Genomic DNA, 19,938 nt, shown 5'->3' on the forward strand with positions numbered 1-19,938 from the left:
CGCCCTCAAGATTGGCGAGCGCGATACGGTAGCCTTCGCCTTCCGCACCCAGCCTCAAATCCGCGGGAATGCGCATGTTGTTGAAGGCGATCTGGCAGGTATCGGTGGAATGCAGTCCGAGCTTTTCCTCGACGCGGATCACCTCGTAGCCCGGCGTATTCGTCGGCACGATGAAGGCGGTGATGCCCTTCTTGCCGGCGTCGGGATCGGTGACGGCGAAGACGATGATGACATTACCGTTCTTTCCCGAGGTGATGAACTGTTTGGCGCCGTCGAGCACGTAGTGGTCACTGTTACGCCGCGCCCGGGTCTTCAGGTTCGAGGCATCGGAACCGGCCTGCGGCTCGGTCAGCGCAAAGCCGCCAATCCATTCGCCGCTGGCAAGTTTCGGCAGGAAGCGCTGCCGCTGCTCCTCGGTACCGAATTTCAGGATCGGCGCACAGCCGACGGAACTATGCACGCTCATGATCGTCGAACACGGTCCGTCGCCCGCGGCAATTTCCTCCAGTGCGGCGGCATAGGCGACCACACCGGTATCCGAGCCGCCATAGGTTTCCGGCACCAGCATGCCGAGCAGCCCAAGTTCGCCCATCTCCTTCAGTTCCTCGCGTGGGAAGAGATGCTCCCGGTCGCGTTTGGCCGCCCCCGGTGCCAGCCGGTCGCGGGCAAAGTCGCGGGCGAGATCTGAGATTTGCTGCTGGAGGTCGGAAAGGATCATCTGTTCTCTCCTCCTATTGCCGTTCGATGGCGACGGCGGTCGCTTCGCCGCCGCCGATGCAGAGCGCCGCCATGCCGCGCTTCAGGTCGTATCGTTCCAGTGCGGCAAGCAGCGTCACCAGGATGCGAGCCCCCGAAGCGCCGATCGGATGGCCGAGCGCGCAGGCGCCACCATGCACATTGACCTTTTCATGCGGCAGATTGAGATCGCGCATCGCCGCCATGGCGACGACAGCGAAAGCCTCATTGATTTCGAAAAAATCAATCTCAGAAAGCGGCAGACCGGTGCGATCGGATAGTTTCTGCAGCGCGCCGATCGGTGCGGTGGCGAAAAGATTGGGCGCCTGCGAATGCGTGGCATGGCCAAGGATGGTGGCAAGCGGCTTGAGGCCGCGATGCTCCGCCTCGGAGCGGCGCATCAGCACCAGGGCTGCCGCGCCATCGGAAATCGAGCTGGAATTGGCAGCCGTCACCGTGCCGCCGTCACGGAAGGCGGGCCTCAGCGTCGGGATTTTGTCGAGCTTCGCCTTGCCGGGCTGTTCGTCCCGGCTCGCCACCTGCTCGGCTTTGCCTGATTTTACCGTGACCGGCACGATCTCGCTTTCGAAACAGCCTTCGGCAATCGCCTTCTGCGCCCGCGTCAGCGAGGCAATGGCGTAATTATCCTGCGCCTCGCGTGTGAACTGATAGGCCTCGGCGCAATCCTCCGCGAAGCTGCCCATCAAGCGCCCCTTGTCATAAGCATCCTCCAGCCCGTCGAGGAACATGTGATCCACGACACGCCCATGGCCAAGCCTGTAGCCGCCGCGGGCCTTGTCAAGGAGATAGGGCGCATTCGTCATGCTTTCCATGCCACCTGCAATCGCCACAGAAGCGCTGCCGGCGGCGATCAGGTCATGCGCCATCATGACGGCCTTCATGCCTGAGCCGCACATCTTGTTGACGGTGCTTGCCGCGGTGGCGAAGGGCAGACCGGCATGGATCGCCGCCTGGCGCGCCGGCGCCTGCCCCTGCCCCGCCGGCAGCACGCAGCCGAAGACGACCTCTTCGATCACCTCGGCCTCGACGCCACTGCGCTGCAGTGCCGCGCGGATCGCCGTTGCTCCGAGCTCCGGCGCTGTCGCCTCCTTCAGTTCTCCCTGAAAGCTGCCGATCGGGGTGCGCGCTGCACCCACGATGACGATGGGATCCTGCAAAACCATCTTTCCTCCTTCGGGCGAAGCGCTCAGCGCGCGCCCATCCGCAATGCGCCGTCGAGGCGGATGACCTCGCCGTTCAGCATGTTGTTTTCCAAGACATGGCGTACCAGCCCGGCAAATTCCGCCGGCCGACCGAGCCGCGGTGGAAAGGGCACGCTCTTGCCGAGTGCTGCCTGAACCTCGGCCGGCATATCAGCCATCATCGGCGTCTCGAAAATACCGGGTGCGATCGCGACGACGCGAATGCCGTGGCGTGCAAGCTCGCGGGCGATCGGCAAGGTCATTGCCGCCACCCCACCCTTGGAAGCGGCATAGGCCGCCTGGCCGATCTGGCCGTCAAAGGCGGCAACCGAGGCCGTATTGACGATCACGCCGCGTTCACCTTCCGCATCCGGCTCGGTCTTCTGGATTGCCGCGGCGGCAAGCCGGATCATGTTGAATGTGCCGATGAGATTGATGCTCACCGTACGGGCAAAACTCTCCAGCCGGTGCGGCCCGTCGCGGCCGATCACCTTTTCGGCCGGCGCCACGCCCGCGCAATTCACCAATCCGCGCAAGCCGCCGAAGGCTTCGACGGCAGCGGCAACCACTGCTGTTCCCTGCTCCTCATCGGCCACGTCGGCCTTGACGAACTGCACATCGCTCCCGAACTCCCGGGCGATATGTTCGCCCGCTTCGGCATTGAGATCGGCGATCGTCACGCGCCCGCCTGCCTCGACAAGCGCGCGCACCGTTGCAGCACCGAGGCCGGAGCCGCCGCCGGTTACGATGAAGCTTGCTCCATGGACCAACATGAACCTGTTCCTCCCTGCCGGCCGCGACCTCCTCCAAGCGCAACCGACGGGTACGATTCTATTCCCTCCACCTATTGCAAGCGATGACAGAACTGCTCCATTATTTCGGACAGTTTTGCCACAAAGAGGGCGCGATGGCGGAAATCGAGCGACGCATGATTGCACCGGCCTTTGTCGAGGAGGCCCTCGACAGCCTGCGGCGGCTGGATAAGCCGACAGAGCCTATTCTTGCGCGTGTGGGACTGCCGCCGCTGGTCGATCAACCGGTGTCGGCCGAGACCTATGGCGCGCTCTGGCTGGTAATCGCCGCCGAACTCGACGACGAATTCTTCGGCATGGGCGGCCGACCGATGCGCGGCGGCAGCTTCACGCTGCTCTGCCACTCTGTGCTGCATGCGCCGACGCTGGGTCACGCCCTGCGCCGGGCGCTGCGCTTCCTTGATGTCGTGCTCGACGATCCCAGAGGACGGCTCGTCATCCGCGACGGTCTGGCAGAGGTCGAGCTCACGGATGCCAACGGCCCGCGTTCAGCCTTCGCCTATCGCACCTATTGGATCATCCTGCACGGCATCACCTGCTGGCTGGTCGGCCGGCGCATTCCGATCCGGCTCGTCGATTTCCGCTGCGCGGAGCCCAAACAAGGCGCCGACTATCGGCTCTTCTTCGGCGCGCCAGTGCGTTTCTCGCAAACCATCAGCCGGCTCGGCTTCGACAGCGCCCTGCTCGACCTGCCGGTGGCACGTAGCGAACAGGCGCTCAAACAGTTCCTGCGCGGCGCGCCCGCCAATATTCTGTTGCGCTATCGCTATGATGCCGGTATCGCCGCCGCCGTCCGCCGGCGCCTGAATCTGGCCACGCCGGCTGCCTGGTCGCGCTTTACCGAGCTTGCAGCCGATATGCGAATGCCGCCCTCCACGCTCCGCCACCGCCTGCACGACGAGGGACAAAGCTATGCCGCCATCAAGGACGATATTCGCCGCGACCTCGCCGTCGATCTGCTGCTGAACACATCGATGACCATCGGTGAGATTGCCGTGCAGCTCGGCTATTCCGAGCCGAGCGCCTTCTTCCGGGCCTTCCGGAAATGGATGGATAAGAGTCCCGAAGCCTTTCGCCGGGAGGAAGCTCTCTCGCAATTGAATGAGCCATCACAATCAAGGGCACTTTGACCCCGCCGCAACCCGCGCTACATATTTCAGCGGGAGGAGTGCCATGTTTGATTTTTCGCTCGGCGAAACCGCGGACGCGATCCGTGAAACGACGGCGCGGTTTGCCGCCGATCATATTGCTCCGCTGGCTGCGGAGATCGACGAAAGCAACACGTTTCCACGCCAGCTCTGGCCTGAGATGGGCGCGCTCGGCCTGCATGGGATCACCGTCGAGGAAGAATTCGGCGGCGCCGGTCTCGGTTATCTCGATCATGTCGTCGCCATGGAGGAAGTTTCGCGCGCCTCGGCCTCCGTGGGGCTCAGTTACGGCGCCCATTCCAATCTCTGCGTCAACCAGATCCGCCGCTGGGCCTCGCCGGAACAAAAGCGCCGCTATCTGCCGAAGCTGATCTCAGGCGAACATGTCGGCTCGCTCGCCATGTCGGAGGTCGGCGCCGGTTCCGATGTCGTCTCCATGCGGTTGCGTGCCGAGAAAAAGGGCGACCGCTATATTCTGAACGGCACCAAGTTCTGGATCACCAACGCGCCGCATGCCGATGTGCTTGTTGTCTATGCCAAGACCGATCCCGCAGCCGGCCCGAAAGGCATTTCCGCCTTGATCATCGAAAAGGGCCTGCCCGGTTTCAGCGTCTCCAAGAAGCTCTCCAAGCTCGGCATGCGCGGCAGCGACACGGCCGAACTGGTCTTCGAGGATTGCGCGGTGCCGGCCGAGGCGCTGATGGGCCGGGAGGGAGAAGGCGTGAAGATCCTGATGTCCGGCCTCGACTACGAGCGCGCCGTGCTTGCCGCCGGACCGCTCGGCATCATGCAGGCCTGCCTCGACGTCGTGCTGCCCTATGTGCGCGATCGCAAACAGTTCGGCAAAGCGATCGGCGATTTCCAGCTGATGCAGGGCAAGATCGCCGACATGTATGTCGCGCTGAATTCGGCGCGCGCCTATGTCTATTCCGTCGCCCGCGCCTGCGATGCCGGCCGCGCGACGCGCACGGATGCAGCTGCTGCGATCCTCTTTGCCAGCGAAAATGCCGTGAAGGTCTCGCTGGAGGCGATCCAAGCGCTCGGCGGCGCCGGCTATACCAAGGAATGGCCGGTCGAACGCTTTTTGCGCGACGCCAAGCTTTACGATATCGGCGCCGGCACCAATGAGATCCGCCGTTACCTCATCGGCCGGGAGCTCATCGCATCATGACGGTGATTTCGACTGCGATCGACCGCGACAGCGACAGCTTCAAGGCCAATGCCAGCAAGAACAAGGCGCTTATCGACGAGCTCCACGACCGTTCGGCGAAAGCGCGCGAGGGTGGATCGCAAACAGCGCGCGAGCGCCATACCGGCAAGGGCAAGCTCTTGCCGCGCGATCGCATCCAGTTGCTCATCGATGCCGGCAGCCCGTTCCTGGAGATCGGCACGCTTGCGGCCAACGGCATGTATGATGACGAGGCGCCCGGCGCCGGTATCATCGCCGGCGTCGGCCGCGTTTCCGGCCGCGAGGTGATGATCGTCGCCAATGACGCGACGGTGAAGGGCGGCGCCTATTTCCCGATGACGGTGAAGAAACATCTGCGGGCGCAGGAGATCGCCATGCAGAACCGGCTGCCCTGCCTCTACCTGGTCGATAGCGGCGGCGCCAATCTTCCGCATCAGGCCGAAGTTTTTCCCGACCGCGACCATTTCGGCGCAATCTTCTACAACCAGGCCCAGATGTCGGCCGAAGGCATTCCGCAGATCGCCTGCGTCATGGGAAGCTGCACTGCAGGCGGCGCCTATGTGCCCGCCATGTCCGACGAAACGGTCATCGTGCGCAATCAGGGCACGATCTTCCTGGCCGGCCCGCCGCTGGTCAAAGCCGCGACCGGCGAGATCATCTCGGCCGAAGAGCTCGGCGGCGCCGAGACCCATGGCCGCCGCTCCGGCGTCGTCGATCATGTCGCCGAGAATGATGAACATGCACTGCTGCTCATTCGCGATATCGCAGCCACCCTCAACAGCGTGAAATCGGTCGATATCGACCTCCAGCCGCCGCGACCGCCGAAACTCGATGCCGAGGATCTCTGCGGCCTCATCCCGGCGGATGTGCGCTCGCCCTATGATGTGCGGGAGGTCATCGGCCGGATCGTCGATGGCTCGGAACTGCATGAGTTCAAGCCGCTCTACGGCACCACGCTGGTCTGCGGCTTCGCCCGCATCTGGGGCATGCCCGTCGCCGTCATCGCCAATAACGGCGTGCTGTTTTCCGAAAGCGCGCTGAAGGGCGCGCATTTCATCGAGCTTGCCTGCCAGCGCCGCGTGCCTTTGCTTTTCCTGCAAAACATCTCCGGCTTCATGGTCGGCGGCCGTTATGAGGCCGGCGGCATCGCAAAGGATGGGGCAAAGCTGGTGACGGCGGTTGCGACCGCCACCGTGCCGAAGGTCACGGTCATCATCGGCGGCAGCTTCGGCGCCGGCAATTACGGCATGTGCGGCCGCGCCTATCGCCCGCGCTTCCTCTTCACCTGGCCGAACAGCCGCATCAGTGTGATGGGCGGCGAACAGGCGGCCTCGGTGCTTGCCACCATCCGCCGAGACTCCATGGAGGCGCGCGGTGAGAATTGGCCTATTGAACAGGAGGAAGCCTTCAAGGCGCCGATCCGCGCCGGCTACGAGGCCGAGGGCAATCCCTATTATGCCACCGCCCGCCTCTGGGACGACGGCATCATCGATCCGCGCCAGACCCGGGATGTGCTGGGCCTTGCCTTCTCCGCCTGCCTGAATGCGCCGATCCCCAAAGGGCCGCACTTCGGCCTGTTCCGGATGTGAGGCGGCGATGATGGAAAGCCTTCTCATTGCCAACAGGGGTGAAATCGCCCGCCGCATCATCCGCACCGCCAAGTCGCTCGGCATCCGCACCATCGCCGTCTATTCCGAGGCCGATGCCGGCCTGCCCTTCGTAACGGAGGCGGACGAGGCGATCGCCATCGGCCCCTCGCCGGCCCGCGAAAGCTATCTCTCGCAGGAACGCATCCTCGATGCCGCCCGGAAAACCGGCGCTGCCGCGATCCATCCCGGCTACGGTTTCCTTTCGGAAAATGCCGAATTTGCCGAAGCGGTAGAAAAGGCCGGCATCCTCTGGGTCGGCGCTCCCCCGGCGGCCATCCGGGCGATGGGGCTCAAGGACGCGGCGAAGGAATTGATGCAGGCCGCCGGCGTGCCGGTGACCCCCGGCTATATAGGCGCGGACCAGAGCGAAGAGAGGCTGGCGGCCGAGGCGGATACCATCGGTTATCCCGTGCTCATCAAGGCGGTCGCCGGCGGCGGCGGCAAGGGCATGCGCCGCGTCGAGCGCGCGCAAGATTTCGCCGAACTTCTCGCCTCCTGTCGCCGGGAGGCGGCTGCCTCCTTCGGCGACGACCGTGTTCTGATCGAACGCTATATCGCCAATCCGCGCCATATCGAGGTGCAGGTTTTCGCCGATCAGCTCGGAAATTGCGTGCATCTGTTCGAACGCGATTGCTCACTGCAGCGCCGGCACCAGAAGGTCATCGAGGAGGCTCCCGCCCCTGGTCTCGATGCCGCCACCCGCGCTGCGATCTGCGATGCGGCAGTGAAGGCAGCAAGAGCGGTCAATTATGTCGGCGCCGGCACCATCGAATTCATCGCCGATGCCTCGGAGGGCCTGCATCCCGACCGGATCTGGTTCATGGAGATGAATACCCGGCTGCAGGTGGAACACCCTGTCACCGAAGCGATATCAGGCGAAGATCTGGTGCTGTGGCAGCTGAAGGTCGCAAGCGGCGAGCCACTGCCGAAAACGCAGGACGAGATCGTCATGAACGGCTGGGCGTTCGAAGCCCGGCTCTATGCCGAAAACCCCGCCGCCGGCTATCTGCCCTCGACCGGCCGGCTCGACCATCTCAGACTGCCGCAAACGGTCCGCGTCGATAGCGGCGTCGAACAAGGCGATGAAATCACCGCCTTCTACGATCCGATGATTGCCAAGATCATCGCCCATGGGCCGAACCGCGAGGCCGCACTCTCGAAGCTCGCAGCCGCCTGCGCCGGCATCGAGGTCTGGCCGGTCAGATCCAATGCCGGCCTGCTTGCCCGCATCGCCGTCGATCCGGATTTTCGCGCAGCTCGGATCGATACCGGCTTTCTCGACCGCCATGGCGATAGCCTGGTGGCGACGGAGCCGAGCGAAATCGCGATCGACACCGCGGCCACGTTGCTTTCAAGAAAAAAGGATGGTGATCCCTGGTCCGCGCTTGCCGGGTTCCGCATCGCCGGCGCGGATGACAGGAGGGTGCGCATCCGGATCGGCGAGCACCTCCATTGGGGGCAATCACGTCCGGAGCTTGAGGCCAATACCGTCACGATCGGTGAAACCACGGTGCTTTTCGAGGCCGGCAATGCCTGGCCGATCAGCCTGCCCGTCGCGAGCGAAGTCGAAGCAAGTCAGGGTGCCGGCGATGGCGCGATCCTTTCGCCCATGCCCGGCCTCGTCATTTCGGTGGAGGTCGCCGACGGCGATCGTGTCGCCAAGGGGGACCGCCTACTGACGGTTGAAGCGATGAAGATGGAGCATTCTCTGCGTGCGCCCTTCGACGGCATCGTCGAAAAACTGCAGGTTTCCTCGGGGATCAGGGTCTCGGAGAACCAGCTGGTCGTCAGCATTGTGAAGGAGGAGATTTGATGGCCGGCCGTTATTTCGACGAATGGACAGTCGGCGACCGCATCGCCCACGACATCCGCCGCACGGTCACCGAGACCGACAACCTGCTGTTCACGACGCTCTCCCACAATCCGCAGCCGCTGCATCTCGATGCCGACTATGCCGCCGGCACCGAATTCGGCCGGATCGTCGTCAACGGCAACTTCACCTTTGCGCTCACCGTCGGCCTTTCGGTCGGCGACACCACGCTCGGCACGCTCGTCGCCAATCTCGGCTATGACAAGGTGACGATGCCAAAACCGGTCTTCATCGGCGATACGCTGCGAGTGGAAACGGAAGTGATAGAACTGCGCCGCTCGAACTCCCGCCCCGACGCCGGCATCGTCACCTTCCGGCATATCACGCTGAACCAGCGCGGCGAGATCGTCTGCCAGTGCCTGCGCACGGCAATGCTGAAGGTGAAGCCGTCATGAGGCTGCGCTCGCTGCTCTTTGCGCCCGGTGACCGGCCGGAACGTTTCGAAAAAGCGCTCGCCTCGGGCGCCGATGCCGTCATTCTCGACCTGGAAGATTCGGTTGCGCCCTTAAACAAGGCGAAAGCGCGCGAGAGCGTGCACGAGTTCGTCCTGCATCATGCCGGCGAGACCCCTCTTCTGATCCGCATCAATCCCCTCGCCTCGCCAGAATTCGAAGACGACCTTGCCGCTTTGAGCGGCCTTCATCCTTTCGCGATCGTGCTGCCGAAGGCCGAGGGTGCCGCCTCCGTGCTGAAACTCGCAGGCTCTCTTGCATCTGAAATCCCCATTTTGCCGATCGCAACCGAAACACCATCCGCGATCTTCGAAATCGGCAGCTACCGAGAGGTCTCGGCGAGCCTTTGCGGCCTGACCTGGGGTGCCGAGGATCTGCCCGCCGCGATGGGGGCTGCGACCGCGCGCAGGACGGATGGCCGTTATACGCCGCCTTTCGAGCTTGCCCGCTCGCTGACGCTATTTGCGGCGCACGCCGCCGCCATTCCGGCCATCGACACCGTCTATCCCGATTTCCGCGATCTCAACGGTCTCAGGGCCTATGTCGGCCGCGCCCGGCGCGACGGCTTTTCCGGCATGATGGCCATCCATCCAAGCCAGATCGAAACGATCAACCACGCCTTCACGCCTGAGGCTTCCGAGATCGCCTGGGCAGAGAAAGTCGCCGCCGCCTTTGCCGCCAGGCCGGACGCCGGCGTCATCCAGCTTGACGGACGCATGCTGGATTTGCCGCATCACAAGCTCGCCCTCCGCATCCTGAAGGCCGCCGGACGTTAGACAGCCGCTCCGACGGGCTCGAAAGGACGCCGGCTCAATCGTAGGGGGAATAACATTGCCTGCGCGGTCGCCGGGAGGGCTGAAAACTATTGTCATAGGCTGAATAAGACCGGTACCGGCGCGCGCACCAAGCATAATGTCTCCCGTCATATTCATTCGAATATTCCTCCGATGGCGCAGGAGCCTCGGGCGGTGGCGGCATGATAAGGGGTGGCGGCCCCGGAGGGCCGGGCAGCAAGGGGATGGGCGGTGGAACTTGCGCCATGGCAGCCGATTGCGCTGCCAGAAGCAACGAGACGGTGGCGAACGTCAGCAAATATTTCATCGAAAAGTCCTCATGTTGCGGCGTATCTCTGAAAGGTGCTCCCTGCGTCAACGGCTGAACTTCAGATCCGGCTTGTCGCCGTCCCAACCCTGAAGCCCTCCGGGAACCGAGCGGAATCGAAGGCAGTGCGTGCCCATCTTGCCGGATATGCACATCGCATCGTCCTTGACCGTCCAGGTGATGGAGAGCGCAAACGGCATCGGACCGCGAATGCTTCCGGTGCCGTCCTTCGCCAGGGTGACTTTGAGGGCCTTGCCATCCGGCGCCAGTGCCGACCAGGGCGCCCCATCGGCGAGGATCGCGGCTGCCTTCTCGGACGGCAGGAACGGCTCCTGCGCTGAGAATGCCGGGCTCGCCGCAAGCGCTGCGATCAATGCCCCCGCAAGCCGTAGATATGTCTTCATGTCGATGTCCTTTCTGCTGGTTTTTGAAATGTCGCAGCCGCCGCTGCGGGCGATTGAGGACTGCCGCCTGGCTGCTATTGGGAGGTCGTCGCACCCTTGTCGCTCCAGCTTGGCGGTAGACCGAGCTGACCGGCGACCGCCCCTTTGATGCCGGGCACAGGCCCAAATGCCTTGCAGGCCTGGTATTTCGGGTCGCTGCCGAATGAAGCCTTGATCTTTTGCATCAATCGGATGGACGACGTTTCCTTGAACGGGTCCTGACCTTTGACCAGCATGCGGCTGAAATCGACGCCGAATGCAGATGACAGGGAATAGGCATCCCCGACCGAGGATATCCGTGCCTTCGTCGTCAGCATGTTCGCGCCGCGCGACCAGATCATCGCCGCCTGCTGCGTACCGTCCTGGCCGACCGCTTCGGCTTCCACCGACAAGCCGCCGAGACCGATCGGAATCCTGGGAATGGGAACCATTGCCACCGAAGCGCCGAGCGTGGCGACGGTGGAGGTCGCGGCAACCGCACGGTTCGTCGCGACGATGTCGGTGACGGTCGCATGGACGACGAGATCTGCCGGCTCGTTTGGAGCCACGGCCTTGAAGCGGTCGATGAGGCCCATGCACAGCGCCCGATCGACGGCATTGCTCAGGAGCGCCAGGTCCTTGGCGTCGAAAGAACCGCCGCCGGCATTCTCCACCACCGTCGGAACGATGCGTACCGTTTGCGCGGCAAGAACCGCTGGCGAATTCACGCGCAATTTTGCCTTGGTCAGAGAGCCGCCCGACGCGGCCATTCCCGCATAGGAGCCGAGGGAAGTGCCCTGCTGCAGGGGTACGTTCGTGCAGGAGGAGAGCAAAGCGAGGAGGACGGCGCAGATTGCCGCCCGCATGGGCACTTCTGCTGGTCGGATATTGGGGGTCATCGGCGAATCTTCTGAACCGGGATCATGGATTCAGCTTTTAGAGAGGCCAGCGTTAATGGCGGTAAAGCCGGTGTAAAGTTGGGTAAAATATTGAAATCCGAGACCCGCGGGCGCCGTTTGACTGCGCCGCCGCGGGGTGGCGGGTGGCCGATCAGCCCGATTTCGCCGTTCGCTCGGAGACGACCTGCTGTTGCGGAGGCAGGTAACCGGCGCCGATGGCGACGTAGAGATCCACATAGTCCTTGGCAACCTGTTGCATGGTGGCCGCAAGGCTTTCCTGGGCATCGGAGACCGACCGCTGCGCGTCCAGGACATCGAGTAGCGACGAGGCGCCTTGCTTGTAGCTCGTGGTCGAAAGCGCGAGCGATTCCTGCGCCGTTTTCACCTGTCTGCGCAGCGGTTCCAACGTCTGCGTGTCATGGCGAACCGCCGACAGCGCGTTTTCCACCTCTTCGACCCCATTCAGCACCGCCTCTTTCCAGGCGAGATACTGGGTCCTGGCATCGGATTTTTCGATATCGACATTCGCACGCAATTTGCCGCCATCGAAGATCGGCAGGTTGAGCGTCGGTCCGAAGGACCAGTTGGTCAGGGTTCCGCCGCTGGCACCGGATGATTTGACCCAGCTCGGTGAGATCGAACCGGATAGCGAGATCGACGGGTAGAGCTGGGCTTCGGCAGCACCGATATCGGCAACGGCTGCCGCCAGCTGGCGTTCGGCCTTGCGGATATCGGGACGGTTGCGGATGAGATCGGCCGGAATGCCGGCGCGGATGTCGCCACGGAAAACCGGCTGGCCGGCGCTTTTCTGCAGCTCGTCCATCAGCGAGGCCGCCGGCATCCCGAGCAGAGTGGCAATGTGATGCGCCGATTCGGTGAAGCTCTGTTCGAGGCCGGGGATATCTGACTTCGTCGACTGAACAAGGCCTTCGGCCTGAACGACGTCAAGGCGAGAGGCCGCACCTGCCTTAAGCTGCAGCTGCGTGAGTTCGTAGGTCTCCTGACGGGACTTCAAATTCGCCTGCGAAAGCGCGATGCGCTGCTGATAATAGCGGGCGTCGACATAGCTGGAGACGAGGTCCTTCAGAAAGGAGAGCTTCGCATCGTCGGCCGTTGCGTAGGCGGCCCCAAGCGAGGCGATGGCGTTTTCCCTCGAGCGACGGTACTGGCCAAAGATGTCGAGTAGCCAGGAAAGGCTGGCCTCGCCGCCTGTCGTGTTCGTGGTGCCGATCGTCGTACGCTGCGAACCCTTCTCGCCGGATACCGTGTGCGATGCGTCGACATCGAGGCTCGGCAGGCCACCGGCACCGGCAACCGTGACATTGGCAGAAGCCGAATTGATACGCTCGAGCGCCTGCAGGACATCAAGGTTCTCGCTGAGGCCATGAACCACTAGGCCGTCGAGCCGCTTGTCACGATAGGCCGTCCACCAATGCGCCGTCACGACATCGCCGTTGCTCCTGGTGCCGCCCTCTTGGAATTTAGCGGGAAGCGGCATCTGTGGGGGAACGTGATCCGGGCCGCTGACGCAGCCTGCCAGCAGAAGCGTGATCGCCGATGCGGCGTAGTGCAGGGATGATATTTTCGTGCAGAGCGACGGACTCACTGGCGAGCTTTCTGAACCGGGATCGTAGGTTCAGGCTTAGCGGCGCCAACGTTAATGGCGGTAAAGACACTGTAAAGTTGGGTAAAATCGCGGGGAGCCGGATCAGGCTTGGTCGTCAGCCGAACCATAGGGCGTCGGTTTTCTAGGAAGCTCCAGGGTGATTGCCAGGCCTCCGGCATCCGGCAACGACGCATGCACACGCCCGCCATGACGCTCGATGGCCTGCCTGGTGATTGCCAGACCCAGGCCGTATCCGCCTCTCGGCACAGCTTCTTTCCCGCGTGAGAACGGCTGGAAGATACGTTCGAGCTCGTCTCGCATGACACCTGGCCCCTGATCCGTGACGCAGATTTTCAGGCGCTCGGTTGTCGCCTCGCAAGCCACTGATATATGCGAATGCTCGGCCGTGTACTTGACGGCGTTGCGGACAACGTTTTCGAGCGCCCTGTAGATGAGCTCACCTTCGACCTCGGCGCGGAAGGTGCCATCGACACTGGTTGTGATCGAGACCTCCCGTGCCTGGGCTTCGAATGCCGCGTCGCCGAGGATTTCGTTCAGGAGCTCGATGACATCAAGAGTGTGCGTTTTCAGCGGAAGGCCGGATCCCGCAGTCAGCCTGGCAAGCGTCAGAACTTCGCCAACCAGCGCATCGAGCCGTTCGACCTCCCGGTCCATGCGGTCCAGCATGGCGCCGAGTTTCGCCGGGCTCTGCCGGAGGACGCCGACGGCGGCCTGCAGGCGGGACAAGGGCGAACGCAGTTCGTGAGAGACATCATGGAACAACCTCTGCTGCGCATCCTGCAGCTCCTGAAGCCGGGCGGCGCTGGAATCGAAGTCATGCGCAAGCGCGGTGACCTCGTCCTTTCGGCCGGCCATTTTGTCCCCGATGCGGAAGTCGAAGCGGCCATGGGCGAGCGCGCTCAAGCCATCACGCAGATGCACGACGGGACGAATGAGGTAGCGGGCAAGTGCGCCTGCCGATATCGTGCTCGAAATCAGGATCGCGAGCCACGGTATGAACGGACCAAGGTTGTCGAAGGTGAAAGTGGCCTGAACCGGCAGGGAAATCTGATAGCAAATCCCGTCCTTGAGGACGGATCTTGTATCGACGGTCTTTGGAACCGCACAGGCATCGGCTTTCGCAGCTTTGGAAATCGTCAGGCCAGGCGGTAGCGTCTCTTCGCTTGTGCGCACGAAATACGTGGCGGCATCTTCGCCATCTCTTGAGAGCACGTTTGCGGTCAGGTTCAGGGTGATCGCTCGCCGCTCTTCCTCCAGTTCGCGCGCGAAAGGAACCCCCTGGAGAAAATTGACGAGCAGGAAGATCACGCCGACTGTCGCCGCCATCGTCAGCCAGATCGTCGTGAAGAATTTCCAGAAAAGCCGGGGCATGGTCAGTCCACGAGAAGTTGATAGCCCTGGCCGCGAACGGACTGGATCCAGGATTGTCCGTCCTCCCTCAGTCCGAGCTTCTGACGAACGCTGCTGATATGGACGTCGATACGGCGATCGAACGGGGTCAGCGGCTTGCCGAAGGCCCGCTTCGAAATGTCCTGCTTCGACACGAGCTGGCCGGCGCTGCGGGCGAGGACCTCGAGCAGGCTGAATTCCGTGCCCGTCAGTTCCAAGGTTTCGCCACGCCATTCGGCGATCCTGCTGCTCGGATGAATCACGAGTTTTCCCGCCCTTATTGTGTCGATCGTCGCGCCGGCCGCAGGCTGACCTGCGCGACGGAGGATGGCGCGCAACCTCGCCGCAAGTTCGCCCGGCGAGCATGGCTTCGGCACATAGTCGTCGGCGCCGAGATTGAGACCCGATATCCTGTCGACGTCATCGCCCCTTGCGGTAAGCATCAGGACCGGGACCTGGCTGAGCTTCCTGATCCTCTGCAGAACCTCGATCCCGTTCATCCGAGGCATCATGATGTCGAGCACGATGATATCAACCGTATTGCCGGCAGCAGCGGCAATCGCGGCGCGACCGTCCGTATCGGTGACGACCTCATATCCTTCTTCGACCAGATATTCCTGCAGAAGCGTCGTCAGCTCGGCATCGTCGTCGATGAGGAGAACCTTGTTCATTCACTTCGTCCGTCATTGATCCTTGTCAGCCATACAGCACAAACACAGTCGCGCGACCGAGTTTTACCTAACTTAACACTAACTTGACCGCACTTAACGTTCACCCCGTTACTTATCCTTCCATGACATCACCGCGAGCCAGGATCGGGTTGCCTCAACATGAGCCGCAATCCTTCATCGAGTTGGCACGGATCGGGAAAAGGCACCCATGCCTTTGACCACAAGGAGTGCATCGTTGAGAAAACCGCCCAGAATATTCGTTGCCGCTCTTGTTACGGCAGCGCTCCTGCTTCCCCTGCGCAATGCCATGGCGGACCAATCCGCCGCACCCGCCCTTACCGTCTCGCTGGTGAGGCCGGCTGAGCGAGACTGGCCGGAAACCGTTCCCGCAAGCGGCTGGCTGAAGCCCTGGCAGGAAGCCATCATCGCTTCCGAGACGAGCGGTCTGCGGGTAACCGAAATCCTGGCCGACGTCGGCTCCGTGGTTAAGAAGGGGCAGACCCTCGTCCTGATGTCGCAGGACAGCGTGCAGGCCGACCTTCGCAAGCAGGAGGCGGCCGTCGTGACCGCTAAGGCAAACCTGACAAAGGCGAAGGCCAATGCCGATCGGGCTCGCCAGCTTCGCTCTTCGGGCGCCCTCTCGGATGAAAAGATCGTCGAATATTTCGCCGACGAACAGACGGCGACGGCAAGTCTTGCGTCTGAAGAGGCGGCGCTCGACAGCCAGAAGATCAAGCTCGACCAGACAACCGTCACGGCCGTCGACGACGGTCTGATAACCTCGCGATCGGCCGAACTCGGCGCGGTCGTCTCGTCGGGCACCGAACTGTTTCGCCTGGTCCGCCAGCAGCGCGTCGAATGGCAGGCCGAGGTTTCGGCTCGTTACCTCTCACGCATCTCGGAAGGATTGAGCGTCGACATCGACGGGCCGGACGGACGTCCCATTCAGGGCAAGGTAAGGCTCGTCGGACCTTCGATCGACACCAATACAAGCCGGGCGATCGTCTATGTCGCGCTTCCCCAGGATGTTCAGCCGCGCACCGGCCTTTATGTCACCGGCACTATCGAACTGAGGACCACGCCGGCGCTGACGGTTCCGGAGACGGCGATCGTTTTCCGTGACGGCATAAACTACGTCTTCACCGCCGGCGAGGACAAGCGGGTAAGGCGGGTGCGGGTGGAGACCGGCCGCCGCAACGACGGCGAAGTCGAGATCGTCTCCGGCATAGATAAGTCGGCGAGAGTGGTGACGTCGGGCGGAGCGTTTCTGTCGGACAACGATCTCGTGAAGACTGCGGGAGAAGGTTGATGAACTTTTCTGCATTTTCGATCCGCAATCCCGTACCGGCAATCCTGCTCTTTGCGATGCTTGCCGTCGGCGGCTTGCTGGCGTTCAAGCATCTGCCGGTCCAGAACTTCCCCGATATGGACCTCCCGACCATCAAAATTACCGCGACGCTCGATGGCGCCGCGCCGGCGCAGCTCGAAACGGAGGTCGCCCGCACGATCGAGGACAATCTTGCCTCGCTGAGCTATCTCGACCACGTCACGACGACGATCACCGACGGCACGGTGTCGATCAGCGTGTCCTTCAAACTGGAGAAGGACAGCGAAACGGCCCTGAACGAGGTCCGCAACGCCGTCGACAGCGCAAAGGCCGATCTGCCGGCGCAGATGCAAACGCCAAGCGTCACCAAAGTCACCGTGCAGAGTTCGGCGCTGGTCACCTATGCCATCCAGTCTACCGCCCTTAATGAAACCGAGCTCTCCTGGTTCATCGACAACGATCTGACCAAGGCGCTCCTATCGGTATCGGGCGTCGGACAGGTCGACCGCATCGGCGGTGTCGACCGCGAGGTTCACGTCGACCTCGATCCGACAACAATGGCGGCATTCGGCGTCACGGCGACCACTGTGTCGGCGCAATTGAAGTCGGTTCAGGCCGATACTTCAGGTGGCCTTGGAGAGATTGGCGGCACCCGTCAGACATTACGCACGCTCGGCGCCGTGGCGTCGGTCGATGCTCTGAAGGAGCTTAGAATTCCCCTCGCCAACGGGCAGCAGGTTCGTCTCGACGATGTCGCATCCGTTACGGACAGCTTCGCAGAGCGGTCCTCGATGGCCTATCTCGACGGCAAACCGGTGGTCGCGGTCGAGATCAAGCGCTCGAACGGGTTTTCGGACAGCGGTGTCGCGGACGATGTCGACAAGGCGATGAAACAGTTCTCAGCCAAGCATTCCAACGTGCAGATCGCGGAAGCCTACAGCACGATCGGGCCGATCATCGACAACTACGATGGTTCGATGCACATGCTCTACGAAGGTGCGATCCTGGCGATCATCGTCGTCTGGCTCTTCCTTCGGGACTGGCGTGCGACGATCCTGTCGGCCGTGGCGCTGCCATTATCGGTCATACCGACCTTCCTTGTCATGTACCTGGCCGGCTTCAGCCTGAATATCGTCACCTTGCTTGCGCTGTCGCTCGTGGTCGGCATCCTCGTCGATGATGCCATCGTCGAGGTCGAGAACATCGCCCGCCACCTGCGGATGGGCAAGCGGCCGCTCGACGCCGCTCTGGAGGCGGCCGACGAGATCGGGCTCGCCGTCATCGCCACCACCTTCACCCTGGTCGCGGTCTTCCTGCCGACGGCCTTCATGAGCGGCATACCGGGACTTATATTCCGCCAGTTCGGTATCACCGCCGCGGTGGCGGTGCTCGTCTCCCTCGTCGTGGCACGCCTGCTGACGCCGATGATGGCCGCCTATTTCATGAAGGCCCATCCGACCGAGGAAAAGGACGGCCGCATCATGCGCGCCTATCTGGCAATCGTGAAAGCCGCCCTGAACCGCAGGAAGACCACGGTGGCAGTGACTGCCGTCGTCGTCGCACTTTCGCTTGCCACCATCCCACTCCTGAAATCCGGCTTCCTGCCCGCTTCCGACGACGCGCGAGCTCAGATCACGCTCACCATGCAGCCGGGTGCCACTATCGAGCAGACGGACGCCACCACCACGAAGGCCGCCGATATCGTCGGCAAGCTCCAGGACGTGACACATGTCTTTTCCTCGGTCGGTTCCGCATCATCAGGCGGCGGCCCCGACTCCAGCACCACGAGCAGCGTCGGATCCGCCACGATCGTCGCTGTGCTGTCGCCCATCGGCGAGCGCGATCGCAAACAGTCGGAAATCGAAAACGACATCCGGCAGGCTCTCTCGGTCCTTCCCGGTGTGCGGGTCGCGGTCGGCGGCGGCGGCAACGGCACGAAGCTGGAGATCACCCTTGCCAGTGACGATGCCAACGCGCTCGACAGTGCAAGCACGGCGCTTGAAGAGCAGCTCCGCACGCTGCAGGGCATTGGCGCGGTGACATCGACCGCAGCCAGGCAGGCGCCGGAGATCCAGATCACGCCCGACTTCGCCCGCGCAGCAGCGCTCGGGGTGACGTCGAGCGCCATCGCCGAGGCCGTGCGCGTGGCGACGAATGGGGAATACTCCGCCGATCTGCCAAAGCTCAACCTGCCGCAGCGCCAGGTTCCGATCGTCGTCCGCTTCAGTCCCGAGACGCGCACGAAGCTCGACGACATCAAGAATATGCGGGTGTCTGGAACGAACGGCAATGTCGATCTCGGATCGATCGCCGATATCCGGATCGGCGGCAGCCCGTCGGAGATCGACCGCATCGACCGGATGCGCAACGTCACTCTTTCCGTCGAGCTCAACGGCCGCATCCTGGGCGACGTCAACCGCGAGGCGCAGGCCCTGCCGGCGCTCCGGCGCCTGCCGCCGGGGGTCACTCTCGTCGAACAGGGCGAACTTCAGCGCAGTTCGGAGCTGTTCCAGAGCTTTGGCCTTGCAATGGCGATCGGCGTGTTCTGCATCTACGCAGTCCTCGTCCTGCTCTTCCACGACTTCCTGCAGCCACTCACCCTTCTGATGGCTCTGCCGCTCTCGCTCGGCGGTGCGCTGGTGCCGCTGGTGTTGACCGGAACCAGCTTCTCGATGTCGGCCGTCATCGGGCTGCTTATGCTCATGGGCGTGGTGACGAAAAACTCCATCCTTCTCATCGAATACGCGATCATGTCGCGTCGCCAGGGCATGTCGCGGTTCGATGCTCTTGTGGATGCCTGCCACAAGCGCGCGCGACCGATCATCATGACCACCATCGCCATGGCATTCGGCATGCTTCCGGTGGCTCTCAGCCTGACAGGCGGCGATTCCAGCTTCCGGCAGCCGATGGCAATCGTGGTGATCGGCGGTGTCATGATGTCGACGCTGCTCAGCCTCATCGTCATCCCTGTCATCTTCACTTTTGTCGACGACCTCAACGAGGCGCTCAAGCGCCTCGTGCGCCGCACCGGGCCTGATACTGCCAACACGGAACCGCAGGCATCCAACGATCGCGCGGCGATCACCTTCAAGCCCGAGCTTTCGAAGCGAGGGCAAGGTCAGAGATGACTGCTTTCGATGAACTATTGGCTAGATGGTCCAGCGCCCGATACGGGCGACTCCCGGCGACCTTCATGGCAACCTCTTCGGTCGAATTCCCTCCCCCGGAACGAGACCGCGGGACGTGTTCCCCCACAGGCGGCCTCGCGCCGCCTGCGCGTCCTGCATCTTCTCTGCCGACAGCGTACCTCGCCCGCGTCGCAGAAAGACCTTTACCAAACTTTACACTTCCTTAACCGCGCTTAACATCCACACAGCTATTAGAGTTCGACCTCAGTTCAATCCGGAGTGTCGTGTGTCCAAGGCACATCGAAATATTCTGCATT

The 19,938-nt window shown here is 62.8% G+C and carries 16 protein-coding genes and 1 pseudogene; 8 read left to right on the top strand and 9 right to left on the bottom strand.

The window, feature by feature from the left end; genetic code table 11:
• From G9X67_RS25430 to G9X67_RS25440, 3 genes are all read right to left on the bottom strand, one after another.
• Positions 1–718 (bottom strand): acyl-CoA dehydrogenase family protein (locus G9X67_RS25430; RefSeq protein ID WP_171599975.1); only part of this gene is annotated, 718 nt, incomplete at its 3' end.
• Between the two features lie 13 nt (positions 719–731).
• Positions 732–1,919: an acetyl-CoA C-acyltransferase gene (locus tag G9X67_RS25435; protein WP_138334631.1), complete on the bottom strand. Its 1,188-nt coding sequence runs from the start codon at positions 1,917–1,919 to the stop codon at positions 732–734.
• A 23-nt stretch (positions 1,920–1,942) separates the two neighbouring features.
• Positions 1,943–2,710, bottom strand: coding sequence for a 3-hydroxyacyl-CoA dehydrogenase (locus tag G9X67_RS25440; protein WP_171599976.1), 768 nt, complete (start codon positions 2,708–2,710; stop codon positions 1,943–1,945).
• Between the two features lie 83 nt (positions 2,711–2,793).
• On the opposite strand from G9X67_RS25440, the gene G9X67_RS25445 reads away from it, so the two are divergent.
• Genes G9X67_RS25445 through G9X67_RS25470 form a run of 6 tightly spaced genes read left to right on the top strand, consistent with a single transcriptional unit; the run spans position 2,794 to position 9,833 of the window.
• Positions 2,794–3,879 carry an AraC family transcriptional regulator gene (locus tag G9X67_RS25445; protein WP_138390281.1) on the top strand — a complete coding sequence of 362 codons (1,086 nt, stop codon included), beginning with the start codon at positions 2,794–2,796 and terminating at the stop codon, positions 3,877–3,879.
• Positions 3,880–3,922: 43 nt separating this feature from the next.
• Positions 3,923–5,068, top strand: a complete 1,146-nt coding sequence (locus G9X67_RS25450) for an isovaleryl-CoA dehydrogenase (RefSeq protein WP_138334628.1) — start codon at positions 3,923–3,925, stop codon at positions 5,066–5,068.
• Complete coding sequence (locus G9X67_RS25455; RefSeq protein ID WP_138334627.1) at positions 5,065–6,675, top strand: carboxyl transferase domain-containing protein; 1,611 nt, start codon at positions 5,065–5,067, stop codon at positions 6,673–6,675. The genes G9X67_RS25450 and G9X67_RS25455 overlap by 4 nt, the downstream gene beginning before the upstream one ends.
• A gap of 7 nt (positions 6,676–6,682) precedes the next feature.
• The gene (locus G9X67_RS25460) at positions 6,683–8,548 is read left to right on the top strand and encodes an acetyl/propionyl/methylcrotonyl-CoA carboxylase subunit alpha (protein WP_138334626.1); all 1,866 of its coding nucleotides are present in this window, start codon (positions 6,683–6,685) and stop codon (positions 8,546–8,548) included.
• The gene (locus G9X67_RS25465) at positions 8,548–9,000 is read left to right on the top strand and encodes a MaoC family dehydratase (protein WP_138334625.1); all 453 of its coding nucleotides are present in this window, start codon (positions 8,548–8,550) and stop codon (positions 8,998–9,000) included. Before G9X67_RS25460 ends, G9X67_RS25465 begins: the two co-directional genes overlap by 1 nt.
• Positions 8,997–9,833, top strand: coding sequence for a CoA ester lyase (locus G9X67_RS25470; RefSeq protein WP_138334624.1), 837 nt, complete (start codon positions 8,997–8,999; stop codon positions 9,831–9,833). The genes G9X67_RS25465 and G9X67_RS25470 overlap by 4 nt, the downstream gene beginning before the upstream one ends.
• A 34-nt stretch (positions 9,834–9,867) precedes the next feature.
• Here G9X67_RS25470 and G9X67_RS35110 read toward each other — a convergent pair.
• The 6 genes and pseudogenes from G9X67_RS35110 to G9X67_RS25500 form a co-directional block, all read right to left on the bottom strand.
• Positions 9,868–10,032 (bottom strand): annotated as a pseudogene (locus tag G9X67_RS35110) (BA14K family protein); the annotation flags it as partial.
• A gap of 173 nt (positions 10,033–10,205) precedes the next feature.
• The gene (locus G9X67_RS25480; protein WP_018449172.1) at positions 10,206–10,562 is read right to left on the bottom strand and encodes a hypothetical protein; all 357 of its coding nucleotides are present in this window, start codon (positions 10,560–10,562) and stop codon (positions 10,206–10,208) included.
• Between the two features lie 74 nt (positions 10,563–10,636).
• Positions 10,637–11,479 (bottom strand): DUF3313 domain-containing protein, encoded by an 843-nt coding sequence (locus G9X67_RS25485; protein ID WP_171599977.1) that lies wholly within the window; start codon positions 11,477–11,479, stop codon positions 10,637–10,639.
• Between the two features lie 151 nt (positions 11,480–11,630).
• Entirely contained in the window at positions 11,631–13,085 is a 1,455-nt protein-coding gene (locus G9X67_RS25490; protein ID WP_138334621.1) for an efflux transporter outer membrane subunit, read from the bottom strand.
• Positions 13,086–13,187: 102 nt separating this feature from the next.
• On the bottom strand, positions 13,188–14,477 hold the full coding sequence (locus G9X67_RS25495; protein WP_138334620.1) for an ATP-binding protein: 1,290 nt from the start codon (positions 14,475–14,477) through the stop codon (positions 13,188–13,190).
• 2 nt (positions 14,478–14,479) lie between these two features.
• On the bottom strand, positions 14,480–15,166 hold the full coding sequence (locus tag G9X67_RS25500; RefSeq protein WP_138334619.1) for a response regulator: 687 nt from the start codon (positions 15,164–15,166) through the stop codon (positions 14,480–14,482).
• A 208-nt stretch (positions 15,167–15,374) separates the two neighbouring features.
• On the opposite strand from G9X67_RS25500, the gene G9X67_RS25505 reads away from it, so the two are divergent.
• On the top strand, positions 15,375–16,475 hold the full coding sequence (locus G9X67_RS25505) for an efflux RND transporter periplasmic adaptor subunit (RefSeq protein WP_171599978.1): 1,101 nt from the start codon (positions 15,375–15,377) through the stop codon (positions 16,473–16,475).
• A complete protein-coding gene (locus G9X67_RS25510; protein ID WP_171599979.1) occupies positions 16,475–19,621 on the top strand; it encodes an efflux RND transporter permease subunit in 3,147 nt (1,048 codons plus the stop codon). The genes G9X67_RS25505 and G9X67_RS25510 overlap by 1 nt, the downstream gene beginning before the upstream one ends.
• Positions 19,622–19,938 lie beyond the last annotated feature (317 nt).

Origin of the sequence: Rhizobium sp. WYCCWR 11152 (genome assembly GCF_013087615.1) — a bacterium.
In the GTDB taxonomy this organism is placed as follows: domain Bacteria; phylum Pseudomonadota; class Alphaproteobacteria; order Rhizobiales; family Rhizobiaceae; genus Rhizobium; species Rhizobium indicum.

Excerpts from the sequence above, each read along its gene's own strand:
- G9X67_RS25435 (WP_138334631.1), bottom strand. The coding sequence starts at position 1,919 with ATGGTTTTGCAGGATCCCATCGTCATCGTGGGTGCAGCGCGCACCCCG.
- G9X67_RS25440 (WP_171599976.1), bottom strand. The coding sequence starts at position 2,710 with ATGTTGGTCCATGGAGCAAGCTTCATCGTAACCGGCGGCGGCTCCGGC.
- G9X67_RS25445 (WP_138390281.1), top strand. The coding sequence starts at position 2,794 with ATGACAGAACTGCTCCATTATTTCGGACAGTTTTGCCACAAAGAGGGC.
- G9X67_RS25450 (WP_138334628.1), top strand. The coding sequence starts at position 3,923 with ATGTTTGATTTTTCGCTCGGCGAAACCGCGGACGCGATCCGTGAAACG.
- G9X67_RS25455 (WP_138334627.1), top strand. The coding sequence starts at position 5,065 with ATGACGGTGATTTCGACTGCGATCGACCGCGACAGCGACAGCTTCAAG.
- G9X67_RS25460 (WP_138334626.1), top strand. The coding sequence starts at position 6,683 with ATGATGGAAAGCCTTCTCATTGCCAACAGGGGTGAAATCGCCCGCCGC.
- G9X67_RS25465 (WP_138334625.1), top strand. The coding sequence starts at position 8,548 with ATGGCCGGCCGTTATTTCGACGAATGGACAGTCGGCGACCGCATCGCC.
- G9X67_RS25470 (WP_138334624.1), top strand. The coding sequence starts at position 8,997 with ATGAGGCTGCGCTCGCTGCTCTTTGCGCCCGGTGACCGGCCGGAACGT.
- G9X67_RS25480 (WP_018449172.1), bottom strand. The coding sequence starts at position 10,562 with ATGAAGACATATCTACGGCTTGCGGGGGCATTGATCGCAGCGCTTGCG.
- G9X67_RS25485 (WP_171599977.1), bottom strand. The coding sequence starts at position 11,479 with ATGACCCCCAATATCCGACCAGCAGAAGTGCCCATGCGGGCGGCAATC.
- G9X67_RS25495 (WP_138334620.1), bottom strand. The coding sequence starts at position 14,477 with ATGCCCCGGCTTTTCTGGAAATTCTTCACGACGATCTGGCTGACGATG.
- G9X67_RS25500 (WP_138334619.1), bottom strand. The coding sequence starts at position 15,166 with ATGAACAAGGTTCTCCTCATCGACGACGATGCCGAGCTGACGACGCTT.
- G9X67_RS25505 (WP_171599978.1), top strand. The coding sequence starts at position 15,375 with ATGCCTTTGACCACAAGGAGTGCATCGTTGAGAAAACCGCCCAGAATA.
- G9X67_RS25510 (WP_171599979.1), top strand. The coding sequence starts at position 16,475 with ATGAACTTTTCTGCATTTTCGATCCGCAATCCCGTACCGGCAATCCTG.